Annotated in this window: 19 protein-coding genes and 1 pseudogene; 12 read left to right on the forward strand and 8 right to left on the reverse strand. The window is 40.6% G+C overall.

All coding sequences use genetic code 11. The features are described from left to right. Positions 1–44 precede the first annotated feature (44 nt). Positions 45–1,268, reverse strand: a complete 1,224-nt coding sequence (locus PHO71_RS01425) for a transglutaminase domain-containing protein (RefSeq protein ID WP_300197803.1) — start codon at positions 1,266–1,268, stop codon at positions 45–47. A 487-nt stretch (positions 1,269–1,755) separates the two neighbouring features. Between PHO71_RS01425 and PHO71_RS01430 the strand changes: the two genes are divergently transcribed. The 3 genes from PHO71_RS01430 to cysK all read left to right on the forward strand — a co-directional run bounded on the left by PHO71_RS01430 (position 1,756) and on the right by cysK (position 5,456). Beyond that, on the forward strand, positions 1,756–2,562 hold the full coding sequence (locus PHO71_RS01430; protein ID WP_300197967.1) for an alpha/beta hydrolase: 807 nt from the start codon (positions 1,756–1,758) through the stop codon (positions 2,560–2,562). Positions 2,563–2,715: 153 nt separating this feature from the next. After that, positions 2,716–4,362 carry a glycoside hydrolase family 32 protein gene (locus PHO71_RS01435; protein WP_300197807.1) on the forward strand — a complete coding sequence of 549 codons (1,647 nt, stop codon included), beginning with the start codon at positions 2,716–2,718 and terminating at the stop codon, positions 4,360–4,362. 140 nt (positions 4,363–4,502) lie between these two features. Further along, positions 4,503–5,456 (forward strand): cysteine synthase A, encoded by a 954-nt coding sequence (gene cysK / locus PHO71_RS01440; protein WP_300197810.1) that lies wholly within the window; start codon positions 4,503–4,505, stop codon positions 5,454–5,456. Between the two features lie 277 nt (positions 5,457–5,733). Here cysK and PHO71_RS01445 read toward each other — a convergent pair whose 3' ends face one another. Both PHO71_RS01445 and rnr read right to left on the reverse strand, forming a co-directional pair. Next, the gene (locus PHO71_RS01445) at positions 5,734–6,213 is read right to left on the reverse strand and encodes a pyridoxamine 5'-phosphate oxidase family protein (RefSeq protein WP_300197813.1); all 480 of its coding nucleotides are present in this window, start codon (positions 6,211–6,213) and stop codon (positions 5,734–5,736) included. 89 nt (positions 6,214–6,302) lie between these two features. Next, complete coding sequence (gene rnr, locus PHO71_RS01450; protein WP_300197816.1) at positions 6,303–8,459, reverse strand: ribonuclease R; 2,157 nt, start codon at positions 8,457–8,459, stop codon at positions 6,303–6,305. Between the two features lie 107 nt (positions 8,460–8,566). On the opposite strand from rnr, the pseudogene PHO71_RS01455 reads away from it, so the two are divergent. The 3 genes and pseudogenes from PHO71_RS01455 to PHO71_RS01465 all read left to right on the forward strand — a co-directional run. Continuing rightward, a pseudogene (locus tag PHO71_RS01455) lies at positions 8,567–8,806 on the forward strand (cation transporter); the annotation flags it as partial. Between the two features lie 78 nt (positions 8,807–8,884). Beyond that, positions 8,885–9,892: an NAD(P)-dependent oxidoreductase gene (locus PHO71_RS01460; protein ID WP_300197820.1), complete on the forward strand. Its 1,008-nt coding sequence runs from the start codon at positions 8,885–8,887 to the stop codon at positions 9,890–9,892. Next, complete coding sequence (locus tag PHO71_RS01465) at positions 9,883–10,848, forward strand: phosphatase PAP2 family protein (protein ID WP_300197823.1); 966 nt, start codon at positions 9,883–9,885, stop codon at positions 10,846–10,848. The genes PHO71_RS01460 and PHO71_RS01465 overlap by 10 nt, the downstream gene beginning before the upstream one ends. Here the strand turns inward: PHO71_RS01465 and dusB are convergent. Then, complete coding sequence (gene dusB / locus PHO71_RS01470; protein ID WP_300197826.1) at positions 10,841–11,842, reverse strand: tRNA dihydrouridine synthase DusB; 1,002 nt, start codon at positions 11,840–11,842, stop codon at positions 10,841–10,843. The two genes, PHO71_RS01465 and dusB, sit on opposite strands and share 8 nt — an antisense overlap. Before the next feature lie 92 nt (positions 11,843–11,934). On the opposite strand from dusB, the gene PHO71_RS01475 reads away from it, so the two are divergent. From PHO71_RS01475 to PHO71_RS01500, 6 genes are all read left to right on the forward strand, one after another. Then, positions 11,935–12,393: a DUF2059 domain-containing protein gene (locus PHO71_RS01475; RefSeq protein WP_300197829.1), complete on the forward strand. Its 459-nt coding sequence runs from the start codon at positions 11,935–11,937 to the stop codon at positions 12,391–12,393. A 105-nt stretch (positions 12,394–12,498) separates the two neighbouring features. Further along, on the forward strand, positions 12,499–13,758 hold the full coding sequence (locus PHO71_RS01480; protein ID WP_300197969.1) for a peptidase U32 family protein: 1,260 nt from the start codon (positions 12,499–12,501) through the stop codon (positions 13,756–13,758). A gap of 3 nt (positions 13,759–13,761) precedes the next feature. Beyond that, entirely contained in the window at positions 13,762–14,172 is a 411-nt protein-coding gene (locus PHO71_RS01485; RefSeq protein WP_300197832.1) for a thioesterase family protein, read from the forward strand. Then, entirely contained in the window at positions 14,162–15,283 is a 1,122-nt protein-coding gene (dprA, locus tag PHO71_RS01490; RefSeq protein ID WP_300197834.1) for a DNA-processing protein DprA, read from the forward strand. Before PHO71_RS01485 ends, dprA begins: the two co-directional genes overlap by 11 nt. A 28-nt stretch (positions 15,284–15,311) precedes the next feature. Further along, complete coding sequence (locus PHO71_RS01495) at positions 15,312–16,562, forward strand: thioredoxin family protein (protein WP_300197837.1); 1,251 nt, start codon at positions 15,312–15,314, stop codon at positions 16,560–16,562. Positions 16,563–17,247: 685 nt separating this feature from the next. After that, positions 17,248–18,105 carry an endonuclease/exonuclease/phosphatase family protein gene (locus tag PHO71_RS01500; protein WP_300197840.1) on the forward strand — a complete coding sequence of 286 codons (858 nt, stop codon included), beginning with the start codon at positions 17,248–17,250 and terminating at the stop codon, positions 18,103–18,105. A gap of 412 nt (positions 18,106–18,517) precedes the next feature. Here the strand turns inward: PHO71_RS01500 and PHO71_RS01505 are convergent, their stop codons facing one another. From PHO71_RS01505 to PHO71_RS01520, 4 genes are all read right to left on the reverse strand, one after another. Next, positions 18,518–20,485, reverse strand: a complete 1,968-nt coding sequence (locus PHO71_RS01505; protein WP_300197842.1) for a sialate O-acetylesterase — start codon at positions 20,483–20,485, stop codon at positions 18,518–18,520. A 126-nt stretch (positions 20,486–20,611) separates the two neighbouring features. Beyond that, the gene (locus PHO71_RS01510; protein ID WP_300197845.1) at positions 20,612–21,856 is read right to left on the reverse strand and encodes a DUF4998 domain-containing protein; all 1,245 of its coding nucleotides are present in this window, start codon (positions 21,854–21,856) and stop codon (positions 20,612–20,614) included. Positions 21,857–21,868: 12 nt separating this feature from the next. Beyond that, positions 21,869–23,077, reverse strand: coding sequence for a DUF4959 domain-containing protein (locus tag PHO71_RS01515; RefSeq protein WP_300197848.1), 1,209 nt, complete (start codon positions 23,075–23,077; stop codon positions 21,869–21,871). 17 nt (positions 23,078–23,094) lie between these two features. Continuing rightward, positions 23,095–25,011 carry a RagB/SusD family nutrient uptake outer membrane protein gene (locus PHO71_RS01520; RefSeq protein WP_300197851.1) on the reverse strand — a complete coding sequence of 639 codons (1,917 nt, stop codon included), beginning with the start codon at positions 25,009–25,011 and terminating at the stop codon, positions 23,095–23,097. Positions 25,012–25,022: the final 11 nt, after the last annotated feature.

Consider the following 25,022-nt stretch of genomic DNA (forward strand, 5'->3'; position numbering starts at 1 on the left):
CAGAAATAAATTTCTGACAATTGAAAATAACTTCTGTTACATACCTACACTGTTTTGAAAGGAACGGTGTGGGTATCCATTTGCGTTTCTATATTTCCTACCCGACGTAGGGGAATCCATTGGATTGTGTATTCAGTTCCGGGTTTTATGCCCTTTAAGATTATAGTTGTTTTAGTGGCTTTTAAGACTTTTGTTTGTATGGGAATATGGTTTCCTTTTACGTACAACTTAATTTTATAACCGGTAGCTCCCTTCACTTTATTCCAGCCTAGAGTCGCTTTCGAACTCTTGACATTGGATATTGCCGGAGACGTAGATAGCTGCTGTATCTGCTTTCCTTCAATATGATGTATGGCTGTTATATTTGTTCCTGTACTACTCCGGTACCAGTAAAGGAAATTCTGCAAAATAGTTGTATTGAAAGTTTGCCCGGATTCAATTTCTATTAGATGGCAAATATCCTCTGACATAACGATGCCGTCACCACGACAATACCCGAAGAAGTTGCCTTCCGGGTGATCTAACTTCATGTTTGCATCCACCGGAATCCATCCATATTTTTCTAGGTAGAAATCGGCCCAAACATGAAAAGTGTTATTGGGTCTTACAGTTACAATATGGCGTGCTGGGATTTGTTTTGCTCTTAATAAATTTACGAAAATGGAAGCAAGATTGCCACAATCTCCACCACCGGCTGATAAAGTAGCTTCTATTTTGTGAATACCTGTATTTGGATTCAAATAGCTGTAGTTAGCCCCTATATGTTCGTAGCACAGACGGGCATAATCTATTATATTTCCTTTCGACTCCTTCCATAATGCATCGGATATTTCTTTGATTCGGGCATTGTTGGTGTCTATATATTCACCCTTATCAATGGTGTATCTTTTGTATATTTCCGATTGTGTATCGTATGGGTAGATCGTTTTGAACTGGCTCATATCGATATACATAGGATACAAGGTTATATTGAAGTTCTCAGTGAGAGAATAGTTGTCACCTTTTGAAGGCAAATCTGATGTTTTCAAATCTCTGAGATATTGGTTATGAGAGCCTTTTATGTCGATTACTTCTCCGGTGGAATGTGCAAAGTTAGTAATCTCCTGGTAGTTATTACTTTGTGGAACAGGTAAGATGATGGTCGTTTTTGTAAGTTTACAATCCAGATTCTTTAAAGTCACCGAGTTGGCGATTTCGTAACTTGTTTGTGCATTCAATGCAATGGCAGTTATCGTCAATACGTAGACAGATAGAATTCGTTTTATCATATAAAATGTATAGCTTAAGTAAATAGCTGATTTTTTCCTTTGCAAAAGTAATGGATTATATTTCAATATCAAATCGGTTCTCTCATGTTTTTGTTACGGCCGGATAATCATTCTTTTTATTGTGGATGTTATCAGCTATTTGTTATATTTATACAGTCTGCTTTTATAAAAGCAAATCAGTATAGATAGGCTTTAAAAACTAATTATTGTTTTTTTCCTTGTCCATTACATCTTATGTCTTTATCTTTGGAAAATTATAAGGTTTGTAATGCTATGAAATATGATGTCTTTATAGGCTATTCCAGTAAAGATCAGAAAGTAGTTGAAGGTCTTTCTAGGTATCTAAAACATCATAAAAACGATTTTCTGCTGGCTTATTATGATAGAAAGAAAGTGCAAGTCTGGGCAAGAACTATTGTTGAAACATTAACTGAAAACCGGAGGACAATAAATAATAGAACACTACAATATTAAAATGAACAGAATGATGAAAAAGAATTGCTTTTTACTACTATTTCTCTTTTGTGCCAGCCTGATTCAGGCACAAAATACTTATCGGACGGATAAAGATATCTCATATATTCCAAGCTCCGAGACAGATGCTTATCGTCGTGAACGCTGTAAACTGGACATCTATTATCCTGAAAATAAGAAAGACTTTTCAACCATTGTATGGTTTCACGGAGGAGGTCTTGAAGGAGGTGGAAAATACTTTCCTAAGGAACTGACGGAACAGGGATTTGCAGTGATAGCTGTTAATTACCGATTGAGTCCGAAAGCCAAAAATCCCTCTTATATCGAGGATGCTGCTGCTTCCGTAGCTTGGGCTTTTAAGAATATAGAGAAGTACGGTGGACGCAAAGACCGAATTTTTGTTTCCGGTCATTCAGCCGGAGGTTATCTTTCGTTGATATTGGCGATGGATAAAAAGTATATGACCGAGTATGGTGCAGATGCCGATAGTGTAGCTGCTTATCTGCCCGTGAGCGGACAAACAGTTACCCATTTTACTATTCGTAAAGAGCGTGGCTTGCCAAACGGAATTCCAATTATTGACGAGTATGCACCGGTGAATAAAGCACGCAAAAATACGGCTCCTATTGTTTTGATCACTGGAGATAAGGATCTTGAGATGGCAGACAGATATGAAGAAAATGCACTTCTGGCATCCGTATTGAAGAATATTGGCAATAAGAGAGTGAAGTTATACGAGATGCAGGGATTTGACCACGGACAGGTTGCCGGTCCTGGTTGTTATCTGATTGTCGATTATGTGAAGAAGTTCGGCAAATAAGTTCCTGTAAGGAAAAAAGCTGGTCATTTGGAGGTAATATTTGCGCTATGTAATAGTTTTTATAGTATATGTATCATTTGTTATATTGTAAACAGGACGTATTGCCTACATTTACCTCCGAATTCATGAACTAATAAATAATTGTGCATTGCTATGAAAACATTAAGCAAAATTGTATTCACTCTTTCCATTCTTTTATTTTTCCCGCTGGTTGTAATGGCGGGAGAAGTCTCTTTCAAAATAACAAAGAGATATCTGAATTTCCCTATATCTCATAAGGTAGACAGGGCAAAGATGACGTTTGAGGTAAATGGCAAACCGGATTTGTCCGTCGTTATACGTTTAGCACCGGACGAAGCTGAATATTGGGTATTTAAAGATGTATCAGCTTATAAAGGCAAAACGATAAAGATAAGTTATGAAGGCAATGAGAAAGGACTGAGTAAGATATACCAGTCGGACGAAGTTGAAGGACAGGAGGATATGTATAAGGAGAAAAACCGTCCGCAATTTCACTTCACTACCCGTCGGGGATGGATCAATGATCCTAACGGGCTGATTTATTACGATGGTGAATATCACTTGTTCTACCAGCATAATCCTTATGAGAGAGAGTGGGAGAATATGCATTGGGGTCACGCCGTGAGTAAAGACCTGGTGCATTGGACAGAGTTGGCTGACGCCTTGTATCCTGATCATCTGGGAGGAATGTTCTCCGGTTCTGCGGTAATCGATTATGAAAATACTGCCGGATTTAATAAAGGAAATACTCCTGCGATGGTAGCTGCTTTTACGGGAGCCAGTTCCGAGAAGCAGGTACAGGGAATAGCATATAGTCTTGATAAGGGACGTACCTTTACTAAATACGACAAGAATCCTGTGATTGATTCCAAAGCAAAATGGAACTCGCAGGATACACGTGACCCGAAAGTATTCTGGTATGCTCCTTCTAAACATTGGGTAATGGTGTTGAATGAACGTGACGGACACTCTATTTATACTTCATCCAATCTCAAAGACTGGAAATACGAAAGTCATGTTACCGGTTTCTGGGAATGTCCCGAATTGTTTGAACTGCCCGTTGATGGTGATAAGAACCATACAAAGTGGGTGATGTACGGTGCTTCGGGTACTTATATGCTAGGTTCTTTTGACGGAAAAACATTTACTCCCGAATCCGGGAAATATTGCTATACTACAGGAAATATCTATGCGGCACAGACTTTTACCAATATCCCTGCGAGTGACGGCAGACGTATTCAGTTAGGTTGGGGAAGAATCTCTCATCCGGATATGCCTTTCAACGGAATGATGATGTTGCCAACTGAACTGACTTTGCGTACAACGAAAGACGGCATTCGGCTAGTCAGCACTCCGGTAAAAGAAACCGAAGTATTATTTAAACCTGTACGTTCGTGGACCTCTCTTTCTTCGGATGAGGCGAACCGTAATCTGAAAGAGTTTTATGATGCTGACCGTCTGCGTATTAAAGCCACTATTAAACTTTCTCATGCCACGGATGCAGGTTTCAACCTGTTCGGACAGCGTATGATTGGCTATGATATGAACTCGACTACGCTGAACGGTCGGTTTTATTCTCCTCAAGACCCTACCAGCATGGAACTGACTGCCGATATTTATATTGACCGCACTTCGATTGAAGTATTTATTGATGGCGGGTTATATTCTTATTCTATGGAGCGTCGTCCGGATATGAATAATAAGGAAGGACTCCATTTCTGGGGAAATCGTATCGAAGTTAAGAACCTCGAAGTCTTTACCGTAGATTCTATCTGGTAAGTAGGGAATCTGATAATTGCTTGCTTTGTTTTATAAGACAGATGTGGTATGGAATTACCACATCTGTGGTATTTACTGCCAACAAAAACAGTGGTATCTTTGTAATATATTAAAATATAAGAATTTAAAAACAAAGATATATGGAAAAGATAGCAAAAAAGCTGACGGATTTGGTAGGTAATACTCCGTTATTGGAACTTGGGAAGTATAATAAAAGTAAAGGATTGAAAGCTCGTTTAGTGGTGAAACTTGAATATTTCAATCCTGCCGGAAGTGTGAAAGACCGCATAGCTTTGGCAATGATTGAAGATGCTGAAGCAAAAGGTGTACTTCATCCGGGAGCTATCATCATCGAGCCGACGAGTGGAAATACCGGAGTGGGATTGGCTTTTGTTGCTGCTTCCAAAGGGTATAAACTCATCCTGACAATGCCCGATACGATGAGTGTAGAACGTAGGAATTTATTGAAAGCATTAGGAGCAGAATTGGTTTTGACTCCCGGTGCCGATGGAATGAAAGGAGCAATTGCCAAAGCAGAAGAACTGAAAGCTGCTACTCCGGGAGCTGTAACTTTGCAGCAGTTTGAGAATCCTGCCAATCCCAATGTCCACTTACGAACTACCGGATTGGAGATATGGAGAGATACGGAAGGAAAAGTAGATATTTTTGTGGCGGGTGTAGGGACCGGTGGAACGGTCAGTGGGGTAGGTGAAGCACTAAAGATGCGTGATCCCAGTGTGAAGATTGTTGCCGTAGAACCGACTGATTCTCCTGTATTGTCAGGAGGGAAGCCCGGTCCGCATAAGATACAGGGAATTGGAGCAGGTTTTGTCCCCAAGACGTATAATCCTGCCATAGTAGATGAAATTATCCGGGTTCAGAACGATGATGCCATTCGTACTAGTCGTCAATTGGCCAAAGAGGAAGGACTTCTGGTGGGAATTTCTTCAGGAGCTGCTGTATATGCCGCTACAGAGTTGGCAAAACGACCGGAGAATGAAGGAAAAATGATTGTTGTGCTGTTGCCCGACACAGGCGAACGTTATTTATCTACTATTTTATATGCTTTCGAAGAATACCCTCTCAGTGATTGATAAATAATAAAAACAGGTCATTGAAAGATTATATTTCTTCAATGTGCCTCGTCTTCATTGCTTTTGCATTATTAGTTACTGTAATCCCCTGACTTAGGTTGTACTACACTTCAACAAGTATTATAGTACAACATTGAAAGTCTTATATAACTTCGATAAAGATGTCGTTCTGAATAGGCATGGAGGTTCTTTGAATTTCCATAAAGAAAATCAGCGAAACAATCACGGGGGAGATATGTATCGCTGAAATATAACTATTAAAAAAATGGGAATCCTCTTATGGCTTCTCGTCTGCCCGCAAACCAAAAACTTTTCCTGTCATTTGCTCGATAGACACTTGCCATACTTTTACGTTTTGTACGGCAGGATCGGAATATGTAAATTCGTTGTCTGTATAATGATTCATGATAATGTTCAGTGCACGACGTTTCTCACTCATATCTTCAATGAACTTCACTTTTCCGCGGCACATTGCGCTCTCGGAGCGCATACTGTAACTGCAAGCTACTTTTTCGTGCTGGTAAACAAGTTTATGTCCGAGGCTGAAAGTAATGCAGACATTATTATTGTGTTCTATCATTTTCACTTTACTCCCTTCCGGACCGGAGTGTAGGTAGATGATACCATTTTCATAACCGAAATTCATAGGAATCACATAGGGGTTTCCTTCCAAATCCGTGATACCCACAAAACAGGCATCGCAATGCAGAATAATAGATTCAATTCGTTGCTTATCCTTGATAATGATTGTTTTCATTACTGTTTATGTTAGATTTTGTCTTAGAAGTACAAAGGTCACAGAGAAGTAGATGAATCATACAAACTCTGCGACCTTTTGTGATGAATTTATTTATCAATTAACTGAAAGTCCAATTGCTTCTTTTCCAGATTCGCCCGTGCCACACGGATAGTGATAGCGTCTCCCAGACTGTATATCCGGTTTTTGCGACGTCCGCGCAAGCAGTAATTCTTTTCATCGAATTCGTAATAGTCGTCACCCAAATCGCGGATAGGAACCATACCTTCACATTTGTTTTCATTCAGTTCGACATACAGGCCCCATTCCGTTACTCCGGAGATTACTCCATCATATACCTGACCGAGCCGTTCGCTCATGAATTCTACCTGTTTGTACTTGATGGAAGCACGTTCGGCATTGGCAGCTATTTGTTCCATATTCGAACTATGATCGCATAGATCTTCGTATTTTGTTTCCGATACACTTCGTCCTCCATCCATATACTTTGTCACCAGACGATGTACCATCATGTCCGGGAATCGACGGATTGGAGAGGTGAAATGCGTGTAGTAATCAAAAGCCAATCCGTAGTGCCCGATATTATGGGTAGAGTAACGTGCTTTTTGCATGGCTCGGATAGAGACCGTTTCAATCAGATTCTCTTCTTTCTTGCCCTGAATGTCATCCAGCAAATGGTTGATAGATTTCGAAATATCGGTTTTTGTTCCACTGGTGCGTACTTTATATCCAAAACGGGCAATGAAATGTGCAAGATTGTCCAGCTTTTCAGGATCCGGAAGGTCATGAATACGATAAGGAAGAACTTTGGCCTTTTTGTTTTTAGGAACTTTTCCTACCTTTTCGGCTACTGTCTTGTTAGCAAGTAACATAAATTCTTCCACTAGCTTGTTGGCATCTTTAGACTCTTTGAAGTAGACACTGATAGGCTTTCCTTTTTCGTCAATCTCAAACTTGACTTCATAACGGTCGAAATTGATGGCTCCTGCGGCAAAACGTTTCTCACGAAGTGCTTTTGCAATCGTATCCAGCATCAATACTTCTGCTTTGAAATCTCCATCTTTTGTTTCGATGATCTGTTGTGCCTCTTCATAAGTGAAGCGGCGGTCAGACTCGATCACAGTATGCACAATACGTGAGTCTTTTACTTCCCCCTTCTCTGTAATATCGAAAATAACGGAGAAAGCCAGTTTTTCCTCATTAGGTCGAAGCGAACAGATAAAGTTACACAAACGTTCCGGAAGCATCGGAATCGTACGGTCTACCAAATAAACGGATGTTGCCCTTTTTTCAGCTTCCCTGTCAATGATACCCCCTTCTTTTACGTAATGCGTCACATCGGCAATATGTACACCTACCTCCCAAAGTCCATTTTCTAGCAAACGAATGGAAAGAGCGTCATCAAAGTCTTTCGCATCTTTCGGGTCGATTGTAAAAGTGGTTATTTTACGAAAGTCTTCACGTCGGGCTATCTCTTCCGGAGTGATTTCGGCAGGAATCTTGTCCGCTGCTGTTTCAACTGTTTTCGGATAAATATACGGCAGTCCGAATTCGGCAAGAATAGCGTGCATTTCTGTTGTATTGTCGCCGGCTTTACCCAATATGTCAATCACCTGACCGATTGGATTCTTTGCTTTGTCCGGCCATTCGGTCACTTGTACGATAGCTTTGTCGCCTGTCTTTCCACCTTTCAGCTTCTCTTTCGGGATGAAAATATCGTTGGCAAGCGTACGGTTTTCCGTTACCAGGAAAGCGTATGAATTGGCCACCTCCAATGTACCGACAAAGGTATCGTTGGCACGTTCCAGTATTTCGATAACTTCCCCTTCAGCTTCTCTTCTTTTTCGTTTAGCATAGAATACGATCTTTACTTTATCGTTATTCATGGCATGAGCAGAGTTTCGTTCTGCAATGAAAACCGGTTCGCCTCCTTCTTGGGGAATAAATGAATTCTTTCCATTGCTTTTACGTTGGAAAGTACCTGTCATTTCTGTTCCATGACTGTTCATACGGAACTGGCCTTTCTCTATTTCGCTGATATAATCGTCATCTAGCAGATCGTGTAGAATATCTACGCACAACATCTTTTGCGGATGAGTTGTGAGATGTAACTCCGCAAAGATATGTTTCATACTGAGTGTTTCGTTCGGTTTGGCATGGAAAAAGTCTATCAATAATTTGGCCAATTGTTTTTTTCCCATTCTTTTACCGGCCTTTTTTTCTTTTTTTTCTTTCTTTTTCGCCATAATTGAATCATTCTAAATTACTATTGTTAATACAAAGTAAGTGATTAAATATCAATAATTCAAGATTTTCGCGTACATTTGCCAATATCTTATTGATAATATAACAAATGGAAGATAAAAAGACTTCCCTCGAACGAGGAATTTATAAAGTCGCCGTGATTGGTAGTATCGTTAATTTTCTGCTGTTTGTATTCAAGCTTATGGCAGGATTTATGCGTCATAGCGCTACTATGCTTGCAGATGCGGTGCACTTTTTGTCTGATTTTGTTACGGATTTAGTGGTTATAGTTTTTGTGGGGATTTCTAATAAGCCACAGAATAAGACCCATGACACATACTACGGTTACCGTTATTAAGCAAAAATTGAAGGGAATGTTTGGAGATGCGACATTAATCAATATTCATGTAGAACCTAAGAAATAGGAATGGAGAGTATTTTAATTACAGGTGCGAGTGGATTTATCGGCAGTTTCATAGTGGAGGAAGCATTGAAGCGTAAGTTCAACGTTTGGGCAGGAATGCGGTCTGCCAGTAGCAAGAAATATTTGAAGAACCGAAAGATTCACTTTCTGGAACTGGACTTTACTCACCCGAATGAGCTTCGTGCCCAACTCTCAGGCTACAAAGGGACATACAATAAGTTTGATTATATTATCCACTGTGCCGGTGTCACCAAGTGTATTGATTCGAAGGAATTCGATTACGTGAATTACCTACAGACGAAATATTTTATTGATACCTTGAAGGCGCTTAATATGATTCCCAAACAGTTTATCTATATCAGTACGTTAAGTGTTTTTGGACCTGTGCGCGACGAAGATTATTCTCCTATTGAGGCAGAAGACACTCCAATGCCTAACACTGCGTATGGATTGAGTAAACTCAAGGCTGAACTTTATATTCAAAGTATTCCCGGATTGCCATACGTTATATATCGTCCAACAGGAGTATATGGCCCTCGTGAAATGGATTATTTTCTGATGGCAAAATCCATTCAACGGCATATGGACTTTTCTGTTGGTTTTCGCCGGCAAGACTTGACTTTTGTTTATATAAAAGATATTATTCAAGCTGTTTTTTTGGGAATAGAGAAAAAAGTAGTACGGAAAACTTATTTTCTTTCGGACGGTAAAGTATATCAAAGCCGTGCTTTTTCGAACTTAATTCAAAAAGAGTTGGGCAATCCGTTTGTTATTCGTATCAAATGTCCGTTAATTGTGCTAAAAGTTGTATCTTTGCTCGCTCAATTCATTGCTATGTGCTCAGGAAAGCGCAGTACATTGAATTTGGATAAGTATAAGATAATGAAACAACGCAATTGGCAATGCGACATTACCCCTACGGTTGAGGAATTAGGGTATACTCCCGAATATGATTTGGAGAGAGGAGTCCGTGAAACGATTGCTTGGTATAAAAACGAAGGATGGCTTTAGACTTATTTAAGCGCGTAGAAACCCGGAAAGGGTTGTTCGCAGTGGAGAAGATAACATTGATTTATAATCTGTTGACCTCCATCTTGATTCTGTTCCTGTTTCAACGAATGGACCATCCATGGCATATGTTGCTGGATAGGGCAATGATTGCTATAGTGACTTTTCTGTTGATGTATCTTTATCGTTTGGCTCCCTGTAAGTTTTCGGCCTTTGTGCGCATCGTTATACAAATGAGTTTGTTGTCCTATTGGTATCCCGATACTTTTGAGTTCAACCGTTTCTTTCCGAATCTGGATCATGTCTTTGCAACTACGGAACAGTTTATCTTTAATGGTCAGCCGGCAATCTGGTTCTGCCATACTTTTCCGCATTTATTGGTGAGTGAGGCTTTTAATATGGGATATTTCTTTTATTATCCGATGATTGTGGTGGTAGCTTTGTTCTATTTTATCTACAAATTCGATCTGTTTGAGAAGATGTCTTTCGTGTTGGTCACCTCATTCTTTATCTATTATCTTATTTATATTTTCATTCCGGTGGCAGGACCGCAATTTTATTTCCCCGCCATAGGAATAGAAAACGTAGCAAAAGGTACTTTCCCGGCTATCGGCGATTATTTCAATCTTCATCAGGAACTGTTGCCGGGACCGGGTTATCAGCACGGATTCTTTTATAATCTTGTAGAGGGTTCCCAACAAGTAGGCGAACGTCCTACGGCTGCATTTCCCAGCTCTCATGTCGGTATTTCCACGATTCTGATGATTATGGCGTGGCGCGGAAGCAAGAAACTGTTTTATTGTTTGTTGCCTCTTTATATGTTGCTTTGTGGAGCTACCGTCTATATTCAGGCACATTATGTAATTGATGCCATTGTCGGCTTCTTCTCAGCCTTCGTGTTGTACGTGGTAGTAACCTGGATGTTTAAGAAGTGGTTTGCACAGCCTATGTTTAAATAGGCTGCAAGTCTTGATTTTGTCTATTCGAAAGTATTTCCTCAAAGATACTGAAAAGGTCCTCTTTTGTTTCTGCCCGAAGCATGGCAATACGAGTATTGCGGAAATTCGGAATACCTTTAAATATAGGACTGGCAGCCAGATGGCGACGTACGTGCAGAATACCTCTGCGTTCATCGAGCAGATTTACGCTATCGATCACTTCCTGACGAAGTATTTCCATGCAACAATCAAAGCTGAGTGTTGGCAATTCTTCTCCTGTTTGGAGATAATGTTTCATTTCTTTGAAGATCCAGGGCCGTCCGAAGCTGGCACGTCCGATCATGACTGCATCTACCCCATATCGGTCAAAGCATTCTTTGCAGCGTTGGGGAGTAGTCACATCTCCGTTGCCGATAATAGGAATATGCATCCTTGGATTATTCTTAACTTCGCCAATTAAGGTCCAGTCTGCTTCTCCGGTATACATTTGTGCACGGGTACGACCGTGGATAGTTAATGCCGCAATGCCGCAATCCTGTAACTGCTCTGCCAGATCAACGATAATCTTATTGCTTGCATCCCAGCCCAATCGGGTTTTTACAGTGACAGGTATCTTGACTGCATCTACTACAGCGCGGGTAATCTCCAACATTTTGGGAATATTCTGCAACATTCCTGCACCTGCTCCCTTTCCTGCTACTCTTTTCACCGGACATCCAAAGTTAATATCCAGAATATCCGGTTGTGCTTGCTCTACGATTTTGGCAGCCTCTACCATCGTTTCTGTATCTTTTCCGTATATCTGAATAGCAACAGGACGTTCTGCATCACTGATGCTTAATTTCTGTGCGGTTTTGCTGACTGAACGAATAAGGGCGTCGCTGGATACAAATTCGGTGTATACCATGTCTGCACCGAACTTTTTGCACATCAGGCGAAAAGCGGGGTCGGTAACGTCCTCCATCGGGGCGAGTAATATAGGGTGTTCTCCCAGATCTATTTGACCTATCTCCATGAATAAAAATGAACTAATGGTTATTTCCCTGCAAAAATATGGAAAAAATACCTACTTTTGTGTTTATTCATTCATTTAACTAATATGGAATTATGAGAAAAGGTCTGTTTTTAGCGGTTCTAGGTATGATAATGCTGTTTGCAACTGCAACTTCGGTTTATGCACAAAGTGATGATAACAAGGAGTATAGAGATACATTGGAAAAGATGATGAGTCTTTCCGGATCTTTGGAAATCACGAAAACGATGGTTCCGCAAATGATAAGTATGATGAAACAGTCTTCTCCGGGTACAGCGGACGCTTTCTGGGATGATTTTGCTGCTAAATGGAAAACAAAATTTGCTGATAGAATGGTAGAACTCTATGTCCCTATCTATCAGAAATACCTGACTATAGATGATTTGAAAGATCTTATCGCATTTTATGAGACTCCTATTGGAAAGAAATTGGCAGAAGCTACTCCTAAGATGACTATGGAAGGAATGCAGTTGGGACAGAAGATAGGTATGGAAATGGCGACTGAACTTCAGAATGAGTTGAAGGTACAGTAAGATAAATTAAGTCTTGGATACAGATAAACTTTGTACCTTTGCACTTTCTTATCACATTTAAAAGATTATCTAACAGTACTGATGAATATTACAGATTTTGAAATAATGGCGCCTGTCGGCTCACGTGAATCATTGTCTGCTGCCCTTCAGGCAGGAGCAGATTCTATTTATTTTGGTATAGAAAACCTGAATATGCGTGCCCGCTCCGCCAATACGTTTACTATTGATGATTTGCGCGAGATTGCACAGACTTGCGATGCGCATGGAGTAAAGAGTTATCTGACTGTAAATACAATTATCTATGACAAGGATATTCCTTTGATGCATACTATTGTAGATGCAGCGAAGGAAGCCGGGATATCGGCAGTCATTGCAGCCGATGTGGCAGTGATGAATTATGCCCGTCAGATAGGACAGGAGGTGCATCTTTCTACTCAATTGAATATATCCAATGCCGAAGCATTAAAGTTTTATGCCCAATTTGCAGATGTAGTAGTCTTGGCCCGTGAATTGAATCTGGAACAGGTAGCCGAAATATACCGTCAGATTCGTGAAGAGAATATCTGTGGTCCGAGCGGTGAACAACTTCGTATCGAGATGTTCTGTCATGGTGCCCTTTGCATGGCTGTTTCCGGTAAATGTTATCTATCTCTGCATGAAATGAACCATTCAGCCAATCGCGGTGCTTGTATGCAGGTATGCCGTCGTTCCTATACGGTTCGTGATAAAGAAACCGATGTAGAGCTGGATATTGATAATGAATATATCATGTCCCCCAAAGACTTGAAGACGATTCACTTTATGAATAAGATGATGGATGCGGGGGTACGTGTATTTAAGATAGAAGGTCGTGCCCGTGGTCCTGAATATGTGCGTACTGTTGTAGAATGCTATAAAGAGGCGATCAAATCATACGTGGAAGGGACCTTTACCGATGAGAAGACTGCTGCTTGGGATGAACGTCTGAAGACAGTATTCAATCGTGGCTTCTGGGATGGTTATTATCTGGGACAGCGTTTAGGAGAGTGGACCCGGAATTACGGTTCCGCTGCTACCGAACGTAAAATCTATGTAGGTAAAGGAGTTAAATATTTCTCCAATATCGGTGTATCTGAATTTTTGGTGGAGGCTGCCGAGGTCAGTGTAGGCGACAAACTGTTAATTACAGGACCAACTACGGGGGCTGTATTTATGACTCTGGATGAAGCACGTGTTGATCTGGAATCGGTGCAAACCGTAAAAAAAGGAGAACACTTCTCTATGAAGTCTGACCGCATACGTCCTAATGACAAACTATATAAATTGGTATCGACCGAAGAACTGAAGAAATTCAAAGGGCTTGATATCGAACAGAAAAGAGGATAAGTAATGATTCAGTATATTTATGAGTTGGAAATGAAGGTTCGCGATTACGAATGTGACCTTCAGGGTATTGTCAATAATGCCAACTATCAACACTATCTGGAACATACCCGTCATGAGTTTCTGACTTCAGTAGGTGTTAGCTTCGCTGCTCTCCATGAGCAGGGGGTTGATCCCGTAGTGGCGCGCATCAATATGGCTTTCAAGACTCCATTGAAAAGCGGGGATGAATTTATCTCAAAGCTATATATGAAGAAGGAAGGTATCAAGTACGTATTCTATCAGGATATTTTCCGGAAAAGTGATCATAAAGTAGTAGTGAAATCCACTGTTGAAACGGTATGTGTGGTAAACGGACGTTTGAGTGACAGCGAATTATTCGACAATGTCTTTGCACCATACCTAAATGACCGCTGACGAAGAAGAACAGATTTATAGCATTGCCTTGACTATGGTGCCCGGTATCGGGCATATAGGGGCAAAGCGCTTGATAGATGGCATGAAAAATGCCACTGATGTATTTCGTTTCCGTAAGGACCTTCCCGATCGGTTGCCGGATATCAATGAACGTATCATAAAAGCCTTAGACTGCCCGCAAGCCATTGCCCGTGCCGAACAAGAGTTAGCATTTATTCGAAAGAATCGTATCCGTTGCCTGACGTTTACTGATGAAAACTATCCTTCCCGTCTTCGGGAGTGTGAGGATGCTCCTATTGTTCTTTTCTTTAAAGGTAACGCAGATTTAAATTCACTGCATATTATAAATATGGTGGGTACTCGCCATGCTACTGAATATGGAACTCAAATTTGTGCTTCTTTTCTACGGGACTTGAAGATGCTTTGCCCGGATGTATTAGTGGTTAGCGGACTGGCTTATGGAATTGATATTCATGCACATCGCGAAGCCTTGGCAAATGAATTATCTACGGTAGGTGTTCTGGCTCATGGGCTTGATCGTATTTATCCCTATGTACATCGGAAAACAGCTATTGATATGCTCGATAAGGGAGGACTGCTAACCGAATTCCTTACCGAAACCAATCCGGATCGTCACAACTTTGTCAGCCGAAACCGTATTGTTGCCGGAATGTGTGATGCTACTATTGTTGTTGAGTCTGCTGAAAAGGGAGGCTCCCTAATTACTGCCGATCTTGCTGAGGGATATAATCGGGATTGTTTTGCTTTTCCGGGTCGTACGAATGATGAATACTCCAAGGGATGCAATCAGCTACTTCGTGATAATAAAGCTTCATTACTCCTTTCTGCCGAGGACTTGGTTAAAGCAATGGGATGGGCTGATGAATCCCGCCCTGTACGAGTAGAGGCTGTGCAGCGGAGTCTTTTTCTTGATTTGTCCGATGAAGAGCAAAAAGTAGTCAGTTTGTTGGAAAAACAGGGCGATTTACAGATCAATGCTTTAGCGGTAGAAACGGATATTCCCGTTCATAAGATGAGTGCCCTTCTTTTTGAGTTGGAGATGAAAGGAGTGATTCGTGTATTGGCCGGAGGAATGTATCAATTGTTATGACTTTACTTATTAACCTAACATATTTAAAATGAAACGACTTATTTTTTCTTGTCTCACAGTAGTGTGTCTGCTATCCGTTCAAACAACACAAGGGCAGCAGGTAGTACCTGCACAAGGTGTACAGATGACACCTGCACAGGGAGTACAAATGACTCCTGCAAAAACGGATGGCATTGCTTTTCGTGAACTTTCTTTTTCAGAGGCTTTAAAGGTGGCTAAAGCGGAAAATAAACTACTTTTTGTCGATTGCTTCACTACGTGGTGTGGTCCTTGCCGGATGTTATCCAATGTCGTTTTTAAGGATTCTCTCGTTGCCGATTATTTCAATAGGCATTTTGTGAATCTGAAAATGGACATGGAGAAAGGTGAAGGGATAGAACTTAGAAAGAAATATGAGGTGCGGGGATATCCTACCCTTCTTTTCCTGAATTCAAATGGCGAAGTAGTATATCGTCTTTTAGGTGCTGATGCAGCTCCCAAACTACTGAAAAAAGTGAAACTGGGTGTGGAATCCGGTGGACTTTCGGGGCTACGGAAACAATATGAATCCGGTGAGCATGATTTGGCTTTTATCAGCGGATATATCAATGCGCTTGCTGATGCCAATTGTGAAGAGGAAGCGGGAAAAGTTGCAGTTGATTTTTTACAGGGCAAAGAACAGAAGATATTGGAGGATGAGGCTTACTTTTCAATATTCTATCGTTATGTGCATGATATCAATTCCTCTGCATTTCTATATGTAGTGAATCATAAAAAGGAGGTTGTTGATAAATTCCCCCGGCAAGCTGCTTCTCTTGATCGAAGATTGCTTGAAGACTGGATTGATGGTTCTTATGCTTATCTGAAAGTGGATGAATCGAAGCATTGTACTTTAGATGAGCAAGGACTGAATGAATATGTTGCGCGTATGAAACAAATGGATGTGGCAGAAGCGGATATGATAGCAGAGAGCCTCCTTCTAAAGAGAGATGGCATGATGAATGAATGGGATTCATTTATAAAACGAGGGGATAAGCTACTTGCTTCGAATACGATTTTGGGTGATGAAGGACAATTATTGCAGTGGGTTAAATGGCTCAACAAAGAATGTGAGAATACCTCATTACGTGAGAAGGCTGCTAAGTGGTGTGATAAAGTCTGCCAAGATTTGATAAAGAGAAATGAGGAAATAAAGAAGAATTTGCCTCCCGGTGCCATTCCTGCTATTTCTATGGTAGACTATAAGGGGCAACTATTACAGGTAGCGGAAAAACTGAGAGCGCCAATAGAGAAAAGCTGAGAAACTGACATAAAAAAAGGAGCAACGCCTTGCTCCAACCTTTGTTAACCTTAAATCTAATACTATGAAAAAAATCACATGACAAATTTATCTATTTATGACTGGATTTCCAAATAAACTCTTTGTATTTGTTTCTCTTTTGATTTCTTTCACGGATTTTCACTGTTACCGCGCACGAAGATAGGATAGGTCAGTTTTTGCCATTTGGGACTGGATAAAATACTGGATAAAATACTGTGAAATTAGTATTTGGTCATTGTCCTGTTCTTGTATATTCTTCTAGTATACAAATGGTTGTATCGCATCATTTTTCCCCTTTGTTTTTGTACAAATGATTAAGATACTTCATCGAAAATTGGCTGTCTTTGATTCATTCTTTTCTGTCTTCAAATTAACTTTAGTATATGTTTTGAACCGGTTTTATATTCAATCGAGTCAGAAAGATAACAACGGGAAAATTCACTCATCACAAAAATATTTCTGAAAAAGATTAGAGTTTTGGAGATTTTATGGTTACTTTTACTCAAATTTCCTTTGTTATCAGTTGAACAGCACTAGAATAGGTGAATCTTGCGATACTGCCACATCTTTAGCAATCTATTTGAAGACAAGGATTTTGCCAATATAGTTTTATTGAAACTTTCAGAATTAAGGCTATCACCGACTAAGTTAATCAAAAAATAATATGAAAAATAGAAAAATGTGTTTTAGAGTCAGACTTGTTTCAGCCATTATCGTGTGTTTGTTTCCTGTTTCACAATCATTTGCGCAAACCTTTCCGAAAGCAAAGAATGCAATACGTATATTGACTTATAATACCCACTATTGTAAGGGTGCAACAGACCCCGGTGCCATTAATAAAGAAAATACCGAAAAGTTAGCTCAGGTCATCAGAGCGATGGATGCAGATATAGTTGCATTACAAGAATTGGATAGTGCATCCCTACACAGGGGCTCCAGATATCTTTTGAAAGAAATCGCTGATGCGACCGGAATCGAATATGTTCCGGTATATGGTAATGCAACCTCCTTTGATGGAGGGAATATCGGTTGCGGTGTGTTGATAAAGAAAAATTTGCCTATCCGTAAAAAAGAAATTATACATTTGCCGGGTGACGAGACGAGAGCTGCTGTCAAAGTGGAGTTGAAAGACCTAATATTTATTGGTACTCATGCCGATTTGAATGACAAGCTCCGTACGGAAGGTGCTCAAATGGTATGTGATAATATAAAGAATGAAAAGAAAATAGTCTTTTTGGCGGGTGATCTCAATGACTCACACCGTTGGAATAATGGTGGAATCGCATTTCCTGCGTGGCTGGAGAGTTTCACGATTGTGAGTGACGTGGTAGGTAACTCAATTCCCGGAAGGACTGATGATGGAGCGTTAATCGACTATATTCTTTTGGCGAAGAATAAGAAAGCATCTAAGGTAAAAGTTCTGCAAACTCAGATATTACGTTCGCTGTCGGTTGATGGTAAAGAAATAGATACTGCAACAATTTCAGACCATTATCCGGTTTTTGTGGATATTAAGTTTTAGCCCTTTTCCTCAATGAAATTTCGGATTGAAACAACCGCAAGTATGGATTGGGCGACCGATGAAGCAAGTGTTTAAGTAGTATATGCTATTTTAGGTGGGATACTACGCTACATTTGTTTTCCAGTAATGAAATTCTTTTTTAGTAGTAGTGAAAGTTTGTACGACACCCGGGTCTCAAGCAGTTCGACACCCGGGTGTTGAACATGACGACACCCGGGTGTCGAACAAGGTCCGGCTACTAACAAAGAAAGAAAGGAATATAGGGTAATTAAAATTGGGTAACTATATAATTCTTATCCAAGTTTCTTTCGCTCAGAGTAGCCGACTGTATATAGACATTGCAATCATCCGATAGACTTTTCGAATACGTTTTAAATTATACATCTGCCCGGAGAAAACATCCTGATAATGTTTATCTCCAATCATCCGTACGGAAAGGAGATGCCGGTAGATCGACTCCATTATACAGATTACAGACTGGATTATCCGCCCAGGCATAGCGTACGGCAATCGGAAGAATAACCTCGGGTGAAGAAACCACAATTGTATTTCCTTTAATCACCGCATCGGCCCAATGAAATTTATGATCTACCCCGGCAATAGCAAACCCTTTCACTTTCTCGCCATTACTGGTCTTTAAGCCTTTATCCGCATGCTTGAAATAAATACGGATGGTATTTTCTTCAATCTGATAGGTATCATACATCGGACCTGAATATGAGATCTTTTCTCCGTATGTTTGAGCTCTGGCAGCTAATGCCAAACGCCTTCCTACTTCTTGTTTATTCTTCGGATGGATATCGTTTGCGTCACCTATATCAATTGTTACAGCCATACCCGTATTTTCTAATTTCAGCGTACGTGTCTGCGCCTCTCTCAATTCTGCCCAGATTGATTCTACTGGTTCTTTCGGTTGAGCCATAAAGTTAGCCAACTGTACCATATAGAAAGGAAAATCATATCCCCAATGGTTTCTCCAGTCAGTAATCATTAATGGCATCAATTCACGATATTGATAGGCTTCTCCTGTATTTCCTTCTCCCTGATACCAGATAGCTCCCTTGATAGCATAAGGAATTAACGGATTAAGCATGGCATTAAACAAAAAAGTAGGAATATTTGGATTCGATGACATATCAACAGGTATTGGAGCGATTTCTCTCATGTTCAATGATACCTGATATTTCCAGTCGCCTGCCATCTGTATAGCATCAGAATCAGAAAGACGAAGTGAAATACTTTCAGGACTTCCGTTGATTCCACCGGTACCGCCTGTATCCAATACACGTACAGCAATCACCGCCTTTCCGCCTTTTACCAATGATCCCGGGATTTTATAGATTCTAGATACCACACATCCTTCCGTTCGACCTATTTGCACTCCATTAAAATAAGTACAATCATGATCGTCAATAACGCCAACATTTAAAGTCAGTTCTTTTCCTGCCCAACTGGCCGGAATATCTATCGTTTTTCTGAACCAAACGAGACCATTAAATCCCTGCAATCCACGTTCCTGCATCACTCCAGGTATTTTCATGGACTTCCATGTATGATCGTCAAAGTTAGTGGATGCCCATACAGCCTCTCCACTGGCACAACCTTTATCAATCTTTTCAATATTGGCTTTCCAAGATTCGACATCTGCCTCAAATTTCTTTTTACGTCCTTCCTGTGATGCCGGCAAACCTTCTAATGGCTCAAGTCTTTTCTGCATACTTGGCATAGTAGCTAATGCTTCGTTACTCGTCCATGTTTCTATGATTGTGCCGCCCCAAGAAGTATCAATCAATCCAATGGGTACATTACGATATTTATTCAGATCACGTCCAAAAAAATATCCGACAGCAGAGAAGTTTGCAACACTTTTTGAAGAACAAACTTGCCAACCATTCCCTGCAGCTGTAATATTTTCAACAGGTTTAGGACTAATAGCCTTTTCTATTAATAAGAAACGGATATTTGGATAGTTATTTGCATCTTCCTTCTCTTGTTCATAATTCAAGACTTTTCCCCAACCTTCTACCTGCATTTCCATATTAGACTGCCCGGAACACACCCAGACCTCACCAATCATTACATTATTCAATTTTACAGGTTTTCCGTCGGAGATCGTTATAGTGTAGGGTCCACCAGCCTTTGGCGTTTCAACTTTAGTTTTCCACTTACCTTGGGTATCCGCTTGTATGACATACTTCTTACGGTTCCAAGATGTAATGATCTCGACATTTTTATTCGGTTCAGTTTCACCCCAAACAGGCGCTTGTGTTTTTTGCTGTAGCACCATATTATCAGAAAATATGGGCAACAATTTTACTTGTGCTGATAGCGCAGCAGTTCCAAGTAAAAAAAACAAAGAAATAGTAAAGTTCTTATTCATTTTCAAGTACTATTTATGATTTTATATATGACAAACCAGTGATATGTATTCACCTGTCAGTAAAAGAAATTCGCCAAATCCCAATTTCTAGTTATAGAAGGGATCTGGCGAATTGTTTAGCACAATTTAAATACCCCGATACAAATACAATTCCGAAGTACAGAAATAAGCTCCGTATCCTTCCATGATTTTGTTCGTATCAGCCTCGCGTTCCCATACTTTGATGGCGCGGTAACGAATGTATCTCACCTTTTTTGTGCCATTCAGCTTGAAAGTTGCTATCCTGTTATTTGCTTCGCGGACTGCATAACTCTGGTTTCCATCCTCAGTCAGATTGATCCATCCCTTTGCTTTGGATTCTGTTTCCCATGCGTCCTTATTATTAAAATCGTCTTTGACACTCGGTTCGTGAGCATTGATATCTTCTACATCCGGTAAGCCCCATATCTGGAATTGGGAGGGACACCAGATGAATATACTACGCATCGTGATTTTCCCTTCCGTCAGGTAATTCTCTTCACCCGTATCGAGTGTGATATGACAAGGAACTCCAAGATTGTCGGTGGTGTGCATATAAGTTTCATCGTTACCATCCCACATATTCTCCACTACACCACCGTGATTTTGTTTTGCATCCGAAGCCATTGCCATATTCTTGAATAATCTGCGGTCGATCATTTCAGGGTCATATAGTTCATCCGGTAGCTTATAATATTCCGGTTTCAATGGAATATACTCCAATGCTTTCTCACTGGGTTTGACATACGTCGTAATCTTTAATGAAGTACCCGGCTTGAATTTATAAATCACCGTCTTTGCATTTTCCGGCAAAATATCGATCTGCTGAAGATTGTCTTGATTATCCGTATACTCAAGGACAGCTTTAGATAACTTCGGAATATCCGCCCATTCGATTTCAACCGTATTGCGCTCAGTGAACGTAGCTGTGTAGCTCACCGGATTTTGTGCGGCGATAAACTTCTCTCCGTAAACATTGGCTTGTAAAGTAGAAATGACCGATCTGTTCTTATCTTTATCTAATGTAAATACCTTGAAAACATATAATCCTTCTTTCAGATTATCAACTAAAACAGCTAATCTATCATTCTTGGAATATCCATCCAGACTGACAATCTTCTGCTGGTCTTCCCATTGAATAACTGCTTCTTTTGCGGTTCCTGCATAATACAGAAATCCTTCTACTTGTATTTTGTTGAGCCCCTCTTTTATGACCAGAGAATCGATTTTACCGGAATAAGTGATTTCTCCATCTCCTTGAAAATCCTCGAATGTTCCTGTCAGGTCTGTGCAAGAAGACAATCCTGCCATCAGTGCTAACAAGCCCAGAAAAAAATGTTTTATTGAGTTCATAAGATTCTATAATTATTGATTGGTACTCTCGTTTACATATTGCCCCCAGAACTTCATTTCTGCGATACGGGTACATTCCATGCCCGACCAGGATGCCAGAGAGATGAAGCGTACATAACGTACCGGTTTCATAAGATCGTTCTCGAATAAGAACTCGTGTCCTTGCTCGGCAGCCAGAATATCTTCGGAAGTATTTGGGTCCGTGAATTCTCCTCCCGAAGGTTTCTCCAGATGACCATCCATCAATAATGTATAGTTTTCTTCTTTATATGGGTCGAGGTTTTCCGGGCAACCGTATATCATGAAATGTCTTGGACAAGCGTGTTTATAGAAGTCTTCATTTACGAGGCGTTGCCATATTTTCATTCGACTTAGCAGAACGGTTTCACCCATATCTATGGTAGTAGGATGAGGGAAGGCTTGTGGATAATCCGTATGGGCAAAGTCGCCGGCACTGTAATTATCATTAAAAAAACGATCCCATCCACCTCCAAAGAAAGTGAACCGTACATCGCCCGGAATAAACATCTCTTTAAACCTCTTGGCATCTAATAGAACTTCTTTCAGGGGAGTCAGATCGAATTCGTAAGGTTCAGATTCATTTTCCCATCGGTCACGTACCTTAACGGAGAAGTGAGAAGGGAGAGCATTCAAACCTCTTATAGCTAACGGACCTTTTGCCTGTTCGGTGTAATATACGTTATGAAGGATAGAACCCTCTGTTTCAGTATTACTATAATATACCATAATAGAGATGGGATCTTTACCTGCATTGTCCAGCGATAATCTGAAACCTCCCCAATCAGCCTCGGCCAGCAAAGACTCTCTTACTGTGAGAACCGGAGGGGTATTTGGAATAATGGAAGCAGATATGCCTTTCGACAAATTCTCTGATCTGTCTACTGCATATATAGTTACCTTATGCTCGTTGACGTCACCTATTCCTTTGATAACAAGAGAATCGATGTACATAGACGACCGGACTTCTCTCACTACTCCGGCTTTGGCTTCAAAAACAGCTTTAACATATAACAAATCCGGATCGTCGGGGATATCATATTTCAGCACAGCTCCTCCGGCAATGCTCTTGATAGTTACGTTGGACACATCCTTCGGGGGAGTGGTATCGTTGTCCCCATAAGGAGCTCTTACTTCGTCTTCCTTACATCCCAGTATCGCTCCACAAATCAATATATAAATCAGTATTAATTTTGTTTTCATAAAATATCTATTTAATGTTACCATAATGGATTCTGAACTAATTTCGTATTCCTGTTGAGGTCGGCTTGTTTAAGCGGCCATAAATAATCGCGCGTAGAGAACTCACGGTTGTAGATGACAACAGATTTGTAGAAGAGTTCCGGAGTAGATTGTGTAATGTTCAACCCCCTTATTTGAGCATTGAGATACTTGTTGCATTCCTTCCAACGGCGCAGGTCATGCAAGCGTGTCCCTTCAAACTCCAGTTCGATTAATCGTTCACGGCGGATAATTTCGCGCATACCTTCTTTTGAGAGTGGCTTGGATGGATTCCTTGAGTATTTCGCCCAAGTATCTTGTAAAGTACAATCTTTGTCTAAACCGGCTCTGTGCCGTACCCGCTGGATGTACTCGTAGACTTCCGCATTTGGTGCATCCAATGCTTCGTTCAATGCTTCACTATACATCAGATAAATGTCTGCCAGACGGATGTGTGTATTTGGAAATTCATAGATGGTTTGCACCTCTTTTTGGTTCTGATTCTTATAACTGCAAACTTTCTTCACAAAGTAACCTGTGGCAGAAGTATAGTAAGTTTCGAATCCTGCTATACCTCCTTTTTTCGAGTTGATGCCATAAGCTTCTTCGGGTGATTTGTTTTCCATAGTAAACCACTTTCCTCCATCAAATCCGATATGAGCGTAGAAACGTGGCTCACGGTTCAGGTGAAGTTTGATCGTCTTGTAGTTTGGTATAAAAAAAGCCGGCTGGTCGTTTGGAGTGTCTGTTATTTCATATTGTTCACTCATATTGACCGTGTTGTCTTCTTCCAAAGGTACTCCGTTCTTGCTGTAGTATTCTTCGATAATTTTCAGTGTCGGAGTAAACTGGCTCAGGTGATTCATCTCTCCGTGCCCCTTGTGGTAATCGGTTAGGTGAGCTTGTGCTAAGTGTTGGATATATACGCCTGCGCTTCCCGGAGCAAATATTTGCTCTTCGTTATAGCGCGAAGTGACAATCTCACGTAAAGTCATATCCAGTGCTGTTTCAGGAGTCAGATCAAAACTGACCCTTTCTTTGAATTCGAACAGGGCATGACGTCCTTTCTCCGATTCTTCGATAGCTTGTTTGCATGCTTCGGCAGCCAACCGCCATTTCTCCTGACTTTTCTCCTGATTGAAGAAAGGTTTGTTATCCCGTGGATCGAGGAAATTGGCGTAATCGGTATTTCCATTGAACAGAGGGCTGGCTGCTGTTACCAGTACTTTGGCTTTAATACAACAAGCAGCGGGACGTGTGATTCTTCCCATTTCAGTAAGTGTGGCAGAGATGTATTCGGGTAATCCCTGATCCAGATCAATGGCATAATCCAGTAGTCCGACAATGTAATCAACCACATCGTCTACTTTTTCTCTGTACTGAGTCATTTCCGGTAGTTCGGAATCAATATTGACATTCTGTTTCATCAAAGGGATTGGTCCGTAATGCAGAAATATCCAATAAAGATAATATGCTTTCAATGTGTATACCTCTGCAACCCATCGGTTCTTTTCGGAATAAGACAAATCGGGCACTTTATCAATGTTTGCCAAAAAGACATTGCACTCATGGACTCCTCTGAATTTATTTGCTCCACCACTCCAATAGTTGAAGTAGCCGATGTTTGAACTCTGTAATCCATGGGTAATTCCCCATGCGTTTGAAAAATCCCAACGCCCACCGAATGCTTTTTGATAGGGACAAATATCATCTGTCGTCATCATGGCGGCATTTAGATTCACATCAAAAGTAGACGGAAGGAAGTTGTAGCAAGTACCTAAATATTTCTTGGCATTTGCACGGTTGTTGAATGCCATATCAATAGTCGTAATATTGTCCGGTATGACATTCAGGTACTCACTACACGAACTTAGTGAAGTGATGGCTGCCAGTAATAGTATATATAACTTTTTCATCTCCTGTAGTA

This window comes from Bacteroides sp., assembly GCF_028690125.1.
In the GTDB taxonomy this organism is placed as follows: Bacteria; Bacteroidota; Bacteroidia; order Bacteroidales; family Bacteroidaceae; genus Bacteroides.